Source organism: Bradyrhizobium ingae, from assembly GCF_055791185.1.
The window spans coordinates 86,934-101,142 of record NZ_JBVUBB010000007.1 but is presented as its reverse complement, the minus strand read 5'-3'; the positions used below and the strand labels follow the sequence as shown (position 1 = coordinate 101,142).

The 14,209-nt window shown below is 63.7% G+C and carries 11 protein-coding genes; 6 read left to right on the top strand and 5 right to left on the bottom strand.

Annotated features, from left to right (window positions below; translation table 11 throughout):
- Positions 1 to 185: 185 nt before the first annotated feature.
- The 6 genes from ACV1FX_RS13200 (at position 186) to ACV1FX_RS13175 (ending at position 7,116) form a co-directional block, all read left to right on the top strand.
- Complete coding sequence (locus tag ACV1FX_RS13200; protein WP_473117990.1) at positions 186 to 1,784, top strand: GMC family oxidoreductase; 1,599 nt, start codon at positions 186 to 188, stop codon at positions 1,782 to 1,784.
- Positions 1,785 to 1,792: 8 nt separating this feature from the next.
- Positions 1,793 to 2,242, top strand: coding sequence for a hypothetical protein (locus ACV1FX_RS13195; RefSeq protein WP_473117989.1), 450 nt, complete (start codon positions 1,793 to 1,795; stop codon positions 2,240 to 2,242).
- A gap of 72 nt (positions 2,243 to 2,314) precedes the next feature.
- On the top strand, positions 2,315 to 3,334 hold the full coding sequence (locus tag ACV1FX_RS13190) for a S1C family serine protease (RefSeq protein WP_473117988.1): 1,020 nt from the start codon (positions 2,315 to 2,317) through the stop codon (positions 3,332 to 3,334).
- A gap of 227 nt (positions 3,335 to 3,561) precedes the next feature.
- On the top strand, positions 3,562 to 4,515 hold the full coding sequence (locus ACV1FX_RS13185; protein ID WP_473117987.1) for a hypothetical protein: 954 nt from the start codon (positions 3,562 to 3,564) through the stop codon (positions 4,513 to 4,515).
- 225 nt (positions 4,516 to 4,740) lie between these two features.
- A complete protein-coding gene (locus ACV1FX_RS13180; protein WP_473117986.1) occupies positions 4,741 to 5,439 on the top strand; it encodes a cysteine hydrolase family protein in 699 nt (232 codons plus the stop codon).
- 9 nt (positions 5,440 to 5,448) lie between these two features.
- Positions 5,449 to 7,116, top strand: a complete 1,668-nt coding sequence (locus ACV1FX_RS13175; RefSeq protein WP_473117985.1) for a regulator — start codon at positions 5,449 to 5,451, stop codon at positions 7,114 to 7,116.
- A 67-nt stretch (positions 7,117 to 7,183) separates the two neighbouring features.
- Here the strand turns inward: ACV1FX_RS13175 and ACV1FX_RS13170 are convergent, their stop codons facing one another.
- The 5 genes from ACV1FX_RS13170 to ACV1FX_RS13150 form a co-directional block, all read right to left on the bottom strand.
- Positions 7,184 to 9,118, bottom strand: a complete 1,935-nt coding sequence (locus tag ACV1FX_RS13170; protein ID WP_473117984.1) for a S9 family peptidase — start codon at positions 9,116 to 9,118, stop codon at positions 7,184 to 7,186.
- Positions 9,119 to 9,276: 158 nt separating this feature from the next.
- Positions 9,277 to 11,016 (bottom strand): tannase/feruloyl esterase family alpha/beta hydrolase, encoded by a 1,740-nt coding sequence (locus ACV1FX_RS13165; protein WP_473117983.1) that lies wholly within the window; start codon positions 11,014 to 11,016, stop codon positions 9,277 to 9,279.
- A gap of 93 nt (positions 11,017 to 11,109) precedes the next feature.
- Complete coding sequence (locus tag ACV1FX_RS13160) at positions 11,110 to 11,934, bottom strand: carbohydrate ABC transporter permease (protein ID WP_473117982.1); 825 nt, start codon at positions 11,932 to 11,934, stop codon at positions 11,110 to 11,112.
- Positions 11,931 to 12,869 (bottom strand): carbohydrate ABC transporter permease, encoded by a 939-nt coding sequence (locus ACV1FX_RS13155; protein WP_473117981.1) that lies wholly within the window; start codon positions 12,867 to 12,869, stop codon positions 11,931 to 11,933. Before ACV1FX_RS13155 ends, ACV1FX_RS13160 begins: the two co-directional genes overlap by 4 nt.
- Positions 12,866 to 14,191, bottom strand: a complete 1,326-nt coding sequence (locus ACV1FX_RS13150) for an ABC transporter substrate-binding protein (RefSeq protein WP_473117980.1) — start codon at positions 14,189 to 14,191, stop codon at positions 12,866 to 12,868. Before ACV1FX_RS13150 ends, ACV1FX_RS13155 begins: the two co-directional genes overlap by 4 nt.
- Positions 14,192 to 14,209 lie beyond the last annotated feature (18 nt).

The window sequence follows — 14,209 nt, the reverse complement described above, 5'->3', positions numbered from 1 at the left end:
TCGATTTGCACTTTCGCCGGGGTTCTCTAGCATCTCGACATTGCAACACCAATGGTCTGCGCCCAGCGAAGCCTGACATTCGTCCCCTGCGGCTTTACTCGCCGACCGCTCTGCCCCTATCGTTTGACGCTGCACGCAAGGCTCAATCGTCCGGGAAGCGGCGAGGGCGGGAGGATGACTTTGGCATGAACGACCCCGTGGACGTCCTGATCATCGGCGCCGGTGCCTCCGGAGCCGCGGTCGCCTGGTCACTCGCCGAGACCAGGATGCACATCCTCTGCCTCGAGCAGGGCGACTGGATGAAGCCGTCGGATTATCCGAGCACCGGCCGGGACTGGGAAGCCAGGTTCTACGGCGAGTGGTCGACCAGTCCGAACATCCGTGGCCGACCCGAGGACTATCCGATCAACGACGACAACTCCCCGATCAAGGTCGTCAATTTCAATGCGGTCGGCGGCTCGACGGTGATGTACACCGCGCACTGGCCGCGGCTGCATCCGTCCGATTTCAGGGTGAAAACGCTGGATGGCGTCGCCGACGACTGGCCGATCGACTACGACACGCTGGTGCCGTTCTTCGAGGAGAACGACCGGATCATGGGCACATCGGGGCTATCGGGCGATCCGCTCTCGCCGCTGACCCATCCGCCGATGCCGCCTCAGCCGCTCGGGCTCTCCGGTCCACTCGTCGCCAAGGCCATGAACAAGCTCGGCTGGCACTGGTGGCCATCGGATACGACGGTTGCGACGATGGATTACGAGGGCAGGGCGCGCTGCATCAATCTCGGCCATTGCACGCCGGCCTGCGCGCAAGGCGCAAAAGCCTCGACCGACATCACCTACTGGCCGCAAGCAATCCGCGCCGGCGTCGAACTGCGCACCCATTGCCGGGTGCGCGAGATCACGACCGACGACAACGGCATGGCCTCGGGTGTTGTCTATTACGACAAGGACGGCGTCGAGCAGTTCCAGGCCGCGCATGTCGTGATCATCGCATGCAACGGTGTCGGCACGCCGCGCTTGCTTCTCAACTCCGCCTCGGGACGTTTCCCGAATGGCCTTGCCAATTCGTCCGGCCTCGTCGGCAAGAACCTGATGTTCCACCCTTACGCGCAGATCTACGGCTATGTCACGGAGCCGACTGACAGTAATCGCGCGCCGCCGACCTGCCTCTGGAGCAAGGAGTTCTACGACACCGACCTGTCACGCGGCTTCGTGCGGGGCTACGGTGTCCAGTTCGTTCGCGGCGCAGGACCGGTGTTCGAGGCCGTCGTGAGCGAGCAGAAGGGCATTCTGCCGTGGGGGCCGGATCACCACCGCGTCTTCCGCAAGCTCAACGGCCACCGGTTGGGATTCTCCGCGATCTGCGAGGATCTCCCGGAAGCGCATAATCGCGTCACGCTCGATCCCGTCCTGAAGGACAGCCACGGCATTCCCGCGCCGAGGATCGACTACACGATCAGCGAGAACAGCCGGAAGATGATGGAGCATGCGCTGGCCCGCGGCCGGGAGTTTCTCGAAACCGCAGGGGCCACCGATATCTGCGTCAACAGCCCGATTCCCTGGGGCGGCTGGCATCTGCTCGGCACCGCGCGGATGGGTACCGACCCCGAGAGCTCCGTCGTCAACGAATGGGGCCGTTCGCACGACGTCAAGAACCTCTTCATCGTCGACGGCAGTGTTTTCGTCACCTCGGGCGGGGTGAACCCCACCTCGACCATCCAGGCCATCGCGCTCTACGTCGCCGACCAGATGAAGCAGCGCCTCGCCAATTTGTTCGACTAGAGGACCTCATGCCCGACCAGATCGCCCTCACACCGCGACAGCGCCAGGACTTGCGCACCACTGCGGCCATGATCATCCCGGCGAGCGAGGAGTATCGCGTGCCGGGCGCGGACGACGAACTCATCCAGGCCGACATCCTCGCGACGCTCGGCCGCGATGCCAAGCCGGTGGTCACGGCGCTCGATCATCTGGCGCGGCTCGCCGGCATGCCGCTTGCCGAGCTCGACCCGGCGACGCGGGACGGCGTCATCAGCACATTCCGCGCCGATGGCGGCGCGCCAGCGGCAACCCTCGTCCGCGTCGTGCTGCAATGCTACTACCGCGATGACCGCGTGCTGCGCTCCCTGGGGCTAGAGCCGCGCGCGCCTTTCCCCAAAGGACACGTGCTGGAAGACGGCGATTGGTCGCTGCTCGACCCGGTCAAGGCCCGAGCTCACACGATGCGTCAGGTCAGTTAAGCGGTTCGTGAAGAGCGGCCGGCTTGCATTATAAGTCCGAGGTAACCATCTGACGCGCGAAGGAAATTCGCCATGTTAGATTTTACCTCAGATCTCAGCGGTGGCGGCCTGTCACCGCAACCTGTTCAATCCACCCCTGTCGACGACCAGCAGCTGCTCGACGCCTATTCCAACGCCGTGATCGGCGTGACGGAAAGGGTCGGGCCGGCGGTGGTGCGCGTCGAGACCGGCCCAAAGGTGCCGAACGGTCGCGAGCGCGGCGGGCTCGGCTCCGGCATCGTGATCTCGCCGGATGGCCTGGTGCTGACCAACAGCCATGTGGTTGGCTCCTCCAAGGAGATCCGGCTGCGCGATGTCGAGGGCCATGTGGGCGATGCCAGGGTGCTCGGCGTCGATCCCGACACCGATCTGGCGCTGCTCCGCGCCAATGGCGTGCGCGATCTCCGCTATGCCTCGCTCGGCAATTCGAAGGGCTTGCGGCGCGGCCAGCTCGTGATCGCGATCGGCAATCCCCTGGGCTTCGAGTCCACCGTGACCGCCGGCGTGGTCTCGGCGCTCGGACGCTCGATCCGCTCGGTGAGTGGCCGGACGATCGAGGACGTGATCCAGACCGACGCCGCGCTCAACCCCGGCAATTCCGGCGGGCCACTGGTCTCGTCGAATTCCGAGGTGATCGGTATCAACACCGCCATCATCAACGGCGCACAGGGCATCTGTTTTGCGGTTGCGAGCAACACCGCGCAGTTCGTGCTGTCGGAGATCATCCGCCACGGCTATGTCCGCCGCGCCTATATCGGTGTTGCCGGCCAGACCGCCCCGATCCCGCGGCGGCATGCGGTGCTTGCCGGTGTCGAGAACAAGATGGGCGCGCTGCTGGCGCAGATCGAGCCGGACGGGCCGGCGGCGAAGGCGGGGCTGTTTCCCGGCGATGTCGTGATCAGGCTCGACGGCGTCGATATCAACGGTGTCGATGACCTGATCCGCGTGCTCGACCGCGACCGCATCGGCCGGCGGCTTGCTATGGACGTGCTGCGCCTGGGCCGCCTGCGGGCGATCGACATCGATCCCGTCGAGCGCAAGCCGGCACGCTAGCCTGTGACCGGACGAGCAAGCTCGCCCGCCGTCGCCGGCGATGACGGCCGGGTATCTGGCGCGCTCACCCCACAATTTCGTCATTGCGAGCGCAGCGAAGCAATCCAGTCTCTTTCCGCGGGAACAGTCTGGCTTGCTTCCTCGGTTCGCTCCTCGCACTGGCGAAGTCAATATCGCTGGCCGCATCCGTATCGATCCTGCTAGTCATGGCTGCGAGGGAGGCCACCATGACGGTACAAGCGTTCGACACCGACATCACCGAAACTGACAACGCCCTGGTCGGACCATGGCGCCAGCCGCGCCAAATGTTGCAGGCGCAGGTCTACGATGCGCACGCCTCCATTCACGACGATGCCACCGCGCAAAAGCTCGGCTTCAAGGGCGGCACCATCGAAGGGCCGACGCATTTCAGCCAGTTCGCGCCGCTCGGGGCGCGGTTGTGGGGACGGGCCTGGTTCGAAACGGGGTGTCTCTCCGCGCACTACCGCAACGCCTGTTTCGAGGGCGAGGAGGTGCAGGCGATCCTGTCGAAGCCTTTCCCCGGTACGAGCCAGTGCCAGATCCAGATGGTCAAGCGCGACGGCACGGAAGTGCTGCGCGGCTCGGCCTCGGTCGGCGATCCGCAGGTTGCGACCGCGCTCGAGACGCGCCTCACCGAGGTCAGGCCGCTCACCGACCCCGTCATCCTGCGCGATGTGAAGGTGGCGCAGACCAGCAAGCGTCAGGCCGTGCGAATGGGCTTCGACCAGAACATGGGCGACCTCTATCCATTCTCGCTGCGGCAGAAGCTCGCGGTCATCACCGAGAACTCGCCGTATTATTCAAGCCCCGATAATTCCTGGCGGAAAGCGATCATCCCGATGGAGATGCTGAGCGTACTGTTCCAGTATCGCGCGAAGGACGATCCGCTGCCATCGAAGGGCCCGGCGGTCGGCCTGTTCGCCGACCAGGAGATCCGGTTGATCAAGGGCCCGCTCTTCGTCGACGAAGACTATGAAGTCGAGCGCGAGGTGGTCGCGCTCTCCGGCAGCCGCCGCACCGAAAGCGCCTGGGTGAAGACGCGCGTGTTCGACAAGACGAACGCGCTGGTCGCGACCATGCTGCTCAACATGGCGACGATCAAGGATTCCTACGCGCCCTATGAGGAGGAGTATCGGCGGTTGTATGGTAGCGCGCGATAGGCGCCAATTCCCACTCGACGGGCGCAGCGAGAGTCGGCGTCGCTCATCCTTTGAGCAGATGCCCGTCGTGAAGCCGTCGCACAGGGAATAAGCAGCCGCTAGTTTCCGGCATAACGCACTGATAGCGCATAGAATTCCCGTGCACGGACGTCGCCGTCGCCATTGTACACAATGGCACGGCGCTTGCAGAACTGCTGGTAACGGGAGTTCTTGCGAGGGGCGTGCATGTTGAACTCAGCGAAGCCGACACTTGGCGTCATCGACGCCGAGCCCGAGCCGATCAAGCTCGACTGGTCGACCACCGCGCTGGTCATCATCGACATGCAGCGCGACTTCATGGAGCCGGGGGGCTTTGGCGAGACGCTCGGCAACGACGTCTCCCGGCTCGCCCGCGCGGTGAAGCCGATCGGCGTGGTGCTAAAGGCCGCGCGCGACACGGGCATGCTGGTCATCCACACCCGCGAAGGCCACCTGCCGGATCTCTCCGACGCGCCGCCAGCGAAGGTCGAGCGCGGCGCGCCCTCCTTGCGCATCGGTGATCCCGGCCCGATGGGCCGCATTCTGATCCGCGGCGAGGCAGGCCACGACATCATTCCCGAGCTTTATCCGCTCGACAGCGAGGTCGTGATCGACAAGCCCGGGAAGGGCGCATTCTACGCCACCGAGCTTAGCGACGTGCTGGAGAAATACGGCATCGAAAATCTCCTGGTGTGCGGCGTCACGACGGAAGTCTGCGTCAACACCACCGTGCGCGAGGCCAATGACCGCGGCTATCGCTGTGTCGTCGTCTCGGATGGCTGCGCATCCTATTTCCCCGAGTTTCACGAGATGGGCCTGAAGATGATCAAGGCCCAGGGCGGAATCTTCGGCTGGGTCGCAAGCTCGGCCGCAGTACTGGAGGCGTTGCAGACCACGACCATTTAGGGGATCACCATGAGCACATTGACGGGGACGGCCGGTAAACCTGAGATCAACAAGTCCGCTTTTCAGCCGGCACTTTGGACAACGGGCGACTGGAACGCGTTTTTCGGCTTCGGCACCAACATCCTCGTCAACATGCTGGTGCTCACCGGCCTGTTGCGCTTCGTGCTGAAGATGCCGGACAGTCTCGTCTTTGGCCGCATCCTGCCCGCGCTCGGGCTGATGATGTGCCTGTCGACCTTCTACTATGCCTTCCTCGCCTATCGGCTGGCGCAGAAGACCGGTCGCAGCGACGTCTGCGCGCTGCCCTCGGGCGTCAGCGTGCCGCATATGTTCATCGTCACCTTCGTGATCATGCTGCCGATCACGATCAAGACGGGCGATCCGCTGAAGGGCTGGTCGGCCGGCCTCGTCTGGGTGTTCTTCCAGAGCTTCATCCTGATGATCGGCGGCTTCATCGCGCCGTTCATCCGCAGGATCACGCCGCGCGCGGCGCTGCTCGGCACGCTTGCCGGCGTCTCCGTCACCTTCATCTCGATGCGACCCGCGCTCGAGATGTACATGACGCCGCAGATTGGTCTCGTCTGCTTCGCCATCATCCTCGCAAGCTGGTTCGGCGGCGTGAAATATCCGCGCGGCATTCCGGCAGGCCTCGTCGCGATCGCCGTCGGCATGATCATCGCATGGGGTTCGAACCTGTTCGGGCTTGGTCTCGGGGGCTTGAGCGTGAAGGGGCTCAGTGATGCCTTCGCCAATTTCGGCTTCTCGGTGCCACTTCCTGCGGTGGGCTACGTGTTCTCCGGCTTCGAGTTCCTCGGCGTCATCCTGGTCACCGCCATTCCCTTCGGCATCTATGATCTCGTCGAGGCGATGGACAATGTCGAGAGCGCCGAAGCCGCAGGCGACGAATATCCGACCACGCGCGTGCTCACTGCCGATGGCGTCGTCAGCCTGATCGGCTGCCTGATGGGCAATCCCTTCATCAACGCGGTCTATATCGGCCATCCCGGCTGGAAGGCGATGGGTGGCCGGATCGGCTATTCCGCCGCGACCGGCGTGATGGTCGTGGTGCTGTCCTGGTTCGGCATCATCTCGGTGCTGTTGGCGCTCGTGCCCGTCGTCGCGATCTCGCCGATCCTGCTCTATATCGGCATGCTGATCGGCGCGCAGGCGTTCCAGACCACGCCGGTCAAGCAAGCGCCGGCGATCGTGCTGGCGCTGACCCCGCATCTCGCCGCTTGGGCAAAGCTCCAGATCGACACCATGCTGGCCTCGACCATGACGGCAGCGGCGACCGTGGGCGGAATGGCCAATGACAAGGCCGATGCGGTCAAGGCCGCCGCAATCGCCGCGTTGCCGCAGCAGGGCGTGTTCTATCACGGCCTCGAGGTAATGGGCGGCGGATCAATCCTCGCCGGCCTGATCCTGGGGGCGATCGGCGTCTTCGTCATCGAGCGTGACTTCGAGAAGGCATCAGGCTTCGCGTTGGTCGGTGCCGTGCTGACCTATTTCGGCTTCATGCATGGCGAAGCCGTCGGCGTCGGCGGCGGCTTCGGCGTCACGCCTGCGGTGGCGCTCTCCTATGCCGTGATGGCCGCGGGCTTGTTCGCGCTCGCCCGCCTTGGCACCAGCGGGCACTACGTCTCGCATCCGGAGATGTCGGCTGCGCCTGCGGAATAGACTTTCGCCCGCATCGATCGCGGCCGGGTGACGTTACGTCGCCTGGCCGCATCTTTATCCGGTCAGTTCAGGCCACGCCCAGATCGGACAGGATATCCGCGCCGGCGCGAACCTCGTGACTTGATCCTTCAAAATCCTCGCCGACGGGCTCGCAGGCGCCGCCGAGATGCCGGGCCAGAAAGGCCTCGGTGATCGCGAGGTGGGAGAATTGATTGGGCGGCCTCTGGAATCCATGTCCTTCGTCGGGATAGACGATGTAGGTCACCGGAATGTCCTTGGCCTGCATGGCGGCGACGATGGTGTTGCCTTCGGCGACCTTGCATCGAACATCGTTGGCGCCATGGAAGATCAGCATGGGCTTCTTGATATTGTCGACCTTGTTGATCGGCGAGCGTTCGGCGAGCAGCTTGCGGCCTTCCTCGGTGCGGGGATCGCCGTAGCTGCGATACATGAATTCCGCGAAGCCGGCCCAATAGGGCGGCATCGATTCCAGCAGCGTCTTGAGATTGGAAATGCCGACGACCGGAATGGAGCAGCAGAAAACCTCCGGCGTGAAGGTCGCGCCGACGAACGAGGCCAATCCGCCGTAGGACATTCCAAAGATCGCGACCTTGTCCTTTTGCGCGATGCCCTCCGTGACCGCCCAATCGACCATGTCGATGAGATCGTTGTGCATCTTGCGGGCATGCTCTTTTTCGCTGGCGGCGACGAACGCTTTGCCGAAGCCTGTCGATCCCCGATAGTTCACCGACAGCACAGCGTAACCGCGATCGGCCAGCCACTGATGATCGCGGCGATAGCCATAGATATCGCGAGCCCAGGGACCGCCGTGGACGATGAGGACCATCGGCAGCGGCCGGGGTGGGCGGCCGCCCTCGATGTCGGCCGGCAGAGTCAGGTATGAGACCAGCGTAAGGCCGTCGCGCGATTTGCCCTGCACCGCCTGCATCGACGCCAGCCGATACGGTTTCAGCTCCGGTCGTGCCGTGAACAGCTCCGTGAGAGTCTGCCTGTCGCGGTCGAGGAGATGGTAGGCGACCGGCTGCTCCGGTGCATGACTTCCCACGATCCACCGACGACCGTCATTGCTCTGGCTCTCGAGGTAAAACGCATGCCCGGGAAGCTTCGCATGGATCAGGTCGAGCTCGCCTGTTACCGCCGGCGTCAAGGCCGTCCATTCCGGCCGGCCGGGGTCGATGCAAACCGCTTCCGGCTCGAACGTTCGGGCATTGAAGATGGCGCCGGTAACGTCGGCGCGCTCGCTTTCGAACAGTACGCGCTCTTCCCCCGTTGCCCAGTCGATCCGCATCAGCGCAGATTTGTCGTGCGCGAGGCTCGAGCTCATATGAAGGTGGTTGCCGGCAGCATCGAACGTCCAGAGCCGCGTACTCGCAAAGGCCTCGAACGGGACGTCGCGCCAATGCGTGACAGTCCCATCATCATCGAGGCGCCAAAGCCGCGTGCCTCCGTCGGGCGCGTTGCTACGGCCGTGGCGGGGCCTCAATTGCCAGTCGAGCCCGATGTGGTCGAACTCCTGTCGATTTTCCCACACCAGGGTGCGTTCGCCGGTCAAGAGGTCGAGCAGGAAGACGTCGTGCCATCGCACATCGCGATCGTTCAGACCGATCGCGATCTTGTCGGGCACGATGCGCGACCAGTAGGTCGGCAAGGCGCGGATATTGGCCAGGGGCGTGAGATCCCTGAGCTCCGAAGTATTGGGGTCGACGACGAACAGGTGCAGATTTTCATCGCCGTTCTCGTCATTAAGGAACATGATGTAGCGACCGTCCGGGCTCCAATCCTGCCAGTTGATCGGTCTGCCCCTGGTGCGTGTCACGGGGCGGCCTGCCGAAAGGCTGTCGACCGGCGACACCCAGATGTTCAGAACGTCGTCAACGGGGGCGAGCCAGGACAGCCATCGGCCGTCCGGTGACGACTTGGCTCCGACGTAGGTCGGATTACCAAACAGTTTTCGGCGCGGAATCAGGGGACGAGCTGACATCTGACGTCTCTCGCGGTTTGGGTGCGCGTCACATTATGTAGTGCTACATACTGTAGCATACGCGCATGCAAACCTTGCGTCAACGCCAGGTAGAGCGTCGGTGGCGGTGTTGCGAGGTTTTGGGAGCGCGCGGGCGGTCGAGCGCCGCCCGCCGTTTGTCACGGCGTCGATATCCTGCAGACGTAGCTTTCGGCTGCCGCCTTGTCGCCGCCAACATAGTGCGGGTAGTTCGGATAGCGGCACATCGGCCGGGCCGCTTTCAGCGCGAAGGGCGGCGCCGGCTCCTTCGATGTCTGGACCAGCGCGTCGGCAGGAGCGACACCGTCGCTCGCCCAGCGATCGAGCGGTTCGAGCAGGTCGACCATGGTCGGGATCGCTGAGCCGTCGAGCACGCTTGTGCCGTGTCCCGTATGCGTCGAGCCGGGCGAAACGTAGAGCCGTGCCGAAGCCTCGACCGTCGCCTCGCCAAGCCGCGCCACGACAGACTGGAAATAGTTGATTCCGGCGAGCGGGCTTTGCGCAAGGTCGGCCATGTTCTCGCGCAGTATCAGCTTGCCGCCATGGGCGAAGAAGGCCGACAGGTCAGGATCGGTGGAATCGAGAATCTTCGACACCTCCTCGATGCGAGCCCGAAAGTTTTCCGGACGATAGGTGCGCTGGTCGAATGTCTCGTCGCGCGTCAGCATGAAGCGCACGGCGTTGCTGCCGTAGAGCCAGTGCTGCGACACCGTGGCGACGTCGAGCTGCTCCGTCGGCGCCGCCGTGCCCATGACCCAACGCGTCATCGTCATTCGCTGCGGGTCCGGTGTGATCTCGTTGCCGTAAAGCCATTGCGGATAGGCCGTGACGCCGTTCGCCATCGCAAATGGAAACGGATGTGGCGCGTGCACGGTCTGAACCGCTGTGATCTGCGCGTCCGACAGGCAACCATCGCCTGTGTCCGCGCCTTCCGGGCAACGCAGCGCCTGCACGTTCACCTTCGGCTGGCAGGCGAGATAATTGCTGACGATGCCGTCACGCAGGCCGTCGAGGTCGTCACAGGCGTTGGCAACGAACTTCGCAAGCGTCTCGCTCTTGGCCGGATTGAGCCAGCCGCCGTTGAATTGCGGCAGGCCATTCGGGATGTAGGATTGGAACAGCATCGAGAGCTGCACCACGGGTACCACGCTGATGATCCCGTCATAATCGGCCGGGAAGCGCTGGGCCATGGTAAGACCCTCGCGGCCGCCCTCCGAGCCGCCGAAATAATAGATCTTGGCCGGTCGCTTCCGATAGAACGCGCCGACCAGCGCGACCGCGGCATCGCGCACCTTCTTGTAGGAGGCATAAGCGTAATTGGTCAGCATCTCGTCGTTGAGGCCGAACTGGCCGATGCGATCGGGGGCAAAGCTCGCAGCCTGATGGCCGGAATCCGTGCCGAGCGTGGCATAGCCGCGCGTCAGCGGCAGTGCATCGTCGGGCGCCGCATCGCGCAAGGGCGCAAGGCCGCTCACCAGGGTGCCGTTGTAACCGCCGCCGCCATATTGCAGGAGCTTGCCGTTCCACGCGGCCGGCAGGTTGAGCTGAAAGTTGATCAGCTGCGCGGCGGGGTCGACCGGCGCAATGGTGCCCGTCACCTTGCAGAAGTCGGGCGTCGCGGGAGCGGCCGCCTTTGCCGGTGCCGCCGGTGTGAAGCTTGCCGACGAGACGACAGCATCCCCGCTCGGGAGTCCGATCAATCGTGCCGGGATCGTTCGTCCGGCGAGACTCGCGCAGGCGCTTTGAAGCGACTCGTCGGCTGCCGATGCTCCGCTGCTCACGGCGATCGCGCAGAAAGCCACGCTGGCCGCGACCTTTGACGCGCGGCACAGGACGTGGCTTCGCTTGGTACGGTCGGCGTCACCCGTGTTTGGTCCCATGGTCCCAATCTCTTCTTTTTCGGAATGATCCTGCATGCGCAGCGGCTCGCCTCATCGTTCGCTCGGCTAGACCGATGAGGACGAAGCACTGCCTTACCCGCCCTTGACGGCTCCCGCAGTGAGCCCGGCGACGATCTGCCGTTGAGCAAGCACCGTCAGCAGCAGCACGGGGAAGGTGACGATCAGCGCTGCGGCCGCGAGCGGGCCCCAGCTCAATTGGTCGAATGAGATCATGTTGTAGACGGCGACGGGCAGGGTGCGCGTCTCGCGTCCGGCCAGCACGATGCCGAAGACGAAATTATTCCAGGAGAAGATCACGGCCAGGATGAAGGCGACCGCGATGCCGGGTTTCGCGATCGGAAGGGCAACGTGGCTGAACACCTGCCAGCGCGTTGCGCCGTCGATAAGCGCCGCCTCTTCCAATTCCATCGGCGTGGTCTCGAAATAGCCGATCATGATCCAGATTACGATCGGTACCGTCACCACGAGATGGATGATGATCTGCGGCACCAGCGTGCCGAGCAATCCGAGCCACTGGAACAGGATAAACAGCGGGATCAGGTAGGACAGGCCGGGCGTGATGCGGGCGATCAAAATCACGATCGCGGACTTGTGCGCGGCCATCCGCGCGATCCCGTAGCCGGCGGGAACGCCGACGATCAGCGCCAGCGCGGTCGCGCTGCCGGTCACGATCAGGCTGTTGAAGAAATAGGTCAGGAAGCGGTTGGAGGCGAGCACGTCGGCATAGTTCTTCCATGCGATATGCTCGGGGAAGAACACCGGCGGGTAGGCGGCGTTGTCGACCTCGAATTTGAGCGACAGCGAGGCCATCCAGAGGAAGAACAGGATCGCCGGTGACACGATGACGAGCACCGAAAACCACAGGCCGATTTGACCAAAAATCTGACGTGCGGTCATGCGCCCCTCGCGATTTCGGTCCACAGCATGCGCTGGCGCATGTAGAGCATCAGGGCGGCGAGTGCGACGATGAGGAGGAAGAACACCACCGCGATCGCCGAACCGTAGCCGAGGTCGTAATAGGTGAAGGCGACGCTGTAGAGATAGATGTTGATGGTCTCCGACGCCGAACCCGGTCCGCCCTGCGTGATCGCGAAGATGATGTCGAAGCTTTTCACCGCGTCGATCATGCGGATCATGCCGGCGATGAACAGGAACGGCATGATCAGCGGCAGCGTGATGAAGCGGAACACCTGCCAGAGATTGGCGCCGTCGATCTGCGCGCTTTCGTAAGGTTCGGTCGGAATCGCAGCCAAGCCGCCGAGCACGATCAGCATGACCAGCGGCGTCCACTGCCAGGTCTCGACCAGCACCAGCGAGGGAATGACGGTCGCGGGATGAAACACCCAAAGCTGTGCCGGCAAGCCGACCAGTGACAACAGATAGTTCAGCACGCCGAGCTGCGGATGGAACATCATGGTCCAGACCAGCGCGATCGCCACGGGCGTTGCCATCATCGGCATGATGAAGATGCCGCGCAGGAAACCACGGCCGGGGAATTTCTGGTGAAACACCACGGCGGCGAGCGTGCCGAGGATCAGCGGCAGCACAACCGATAGCACGGTGTAGACGATGGTGTGGCCCACCGACTCGAGGAAGCGCGGATCGCTCGTCAGCCGCAGATAATTGGAAGGCCCGACGAAGGTTGTCGGCGAGCCGACCTTCCACTCGTTCAGGCTCATCCAGATCGTGAACAGCCACGGGAAGACGATGATGGCGAGCACGACGACCAGCGCCGGCACCACGAACGGCCAGTAGGACGGCGGCCGCAGCTCCTTCTCCGGCGCGGCATCCGATTGTGCCGCGGCCGGATCAGTTTGTGTCAACGCACTCACGCTTTTTCGCTACGCTCCAGGATCGGCCGGTACTGCTCATGGGCTTTCTTCAGCTCGGTCGCCGGATCGGCGCCGGCCAGGGTCGCGGTGATCGCGGCGCCGACGAGATCGCGGAATTCGGCGACCGGGATCACAACGGGCAAGCCAAGCTTGCTGATCTTGGCGGAATCGATCACCGATTGCAGCCACTCAGCCGGCATCTTCACGCCCTTCTGCACCTCGGGATCGTTCAGGATCGAGTTGCGGAACGGCACGCCGCCGCCGGCCTGCAACAGCCGCGCGCCTTGGGATTTGGAGACCGCCCACTGGCAGAGCAGATAGGCCGCCTCCTTGTTCTTGCTCGCGGCGGCAATGCCGAGGCCGTCACCATAAGTGGCCGAATATTGCCCCTTCGGCCCGGCTGGCACGACGGTGTAGCCGACCTTGCCGACAACGCGCGAGGCTGCCGGATCCTCCAGAGGCGGCGCCCAGCCGACGCCGTCGATCCACATCGCCGAACGTCCTTGCGTGAACGAGGCCATCGACTCCATCCAGTTGAAGCCGGCGACGCCGGGCGGAGCAACCTTCGTCAGCAGCGTCTGGTAGAGCTTCGTCGCCGCGACGGCTTCGGGACCGTCAGTCAGGATGTTGCCTTTGGCGTCGAGGAATTCACCGCCATAGTCGAGGAAGAAATTGGTCCACAACGTCATGTTGGCGTTGCGCAGGCCGCGTCCGACGAAGCCGTAGGTACCGTCCTTGGCATCGGTGAGCTTTTCGGCGGCCGCGACCATCTCGTCCAGCGTCTTGGGCACTGCAACGCCCTTTTTCTGGAACAACTCCTTGTTGTAATAGAGGATGAAATAGTCGACCGACCAGGGCAGCGACAGCATCTGACCCTTGTCGTTCTTGGCGTATTGCAGGCCGGCGGCCGAGAAATCGCTCTCGACGAGGTCGGACGCGGTCAGCGTCGGATCCTTCATGAAGGGCGTGATGTCGGCAAGCCAGCCGGCCTTTTCAAACTGCCGCTTCTGCACGTGATAGCTGAGATGCACGACGTCGAAGCTTGGCCGGCCTGAAGTGAGCTCGATGACGCACTTCTGGCGTTGCTGCTGCTCGGGAATCTGCTCCGATTCGACCTGGATGCCGGTGAGGTCGGTGAACTCCTTGATGTTTTTTTGCAGGTTGTCGCCGCGGGGACCCTTGGCAAGGATCACCTCCAGCTTGGTCCCGGCATATTTTTTCCAATTGACCTCGGCATGCGCCGGGAATCCGGTCAGGCTGAGCGCGCCAGCCGCGGCGGTCCCCTGCAAAAGCGTGCGGCGCGAAATACGATGGTCAGCCACTTTAACCTCCCTGTGACT

Excerpts from the sequence above, each read along its gene's own strand:
- ACV1FX_RS13175 (WP_473117985.1), top strand. The coding sequence starts at position 5,449 with ATGAGCACATTGACGGGGACGGCCGGTAAACCTGAGATCAACAAGTCC.
- ACV1FX_RS13190 (WP_473117988.1), top strand. The coding sequence starts at position 2,315 with ATGTTAGATTTTACCTCAGATCTCAGCGGTGGCGGCCTGTCACCGCAA.
- ACV1FX_RS13195 (WP_473117989.1), top strand. The coding sequence starts at position 1,793 with ATGCCCGACCAGATCGCCCTCACACCGCGACAGCGCCAGGACTTGCGC.
- ACV1FX_RS13170 (WP_473117984.1), bottom strand. The coding sequence starts at position 9,118 with ATGTCAGCTCGTCCCCTGATTCCGCGCCGAAAACTGTTTGGTAATCCG.
- ACV1FX_RS13180 (WP_473117986.1), top strand. The coding sequence starts at position 4,741 with ATGTTGAACTCAGCGAAGCCGACACTTGGCGTCATCGACGCCGAGCCC.
- ACV1FX_RS13200 (WP_473117990.1), top strand. The coding sequence starts at position 186 with ATGAACGACCCCGTGGACGTCCTGATCATCGGCGCCGGTGCCTCCGGA.
- ACV1FX_RS13185 (WP_473117987.1), top strand. The coding sequence starts at position 3,562 with ATGACGGTACAAGCGTTCGACACCGACATCACCGAAACTGACAACGCC.
- ACV1FX_RS13160 (WP_473117982.1), bottom strand. The coding sequence starts at position 11,934 with ATGACCGCACGTCAGATTTTTGGTCAAATCGGCCTGTGGTTTTCGGTG.
- ACV1FX_RS13165 (WP_473117983.1), bottom strand. The coding sequence starts at position 11,016 with ATGGGACCAAACACGGGTGACGCCGACCGTACCAAGCGAAGCCACGTC.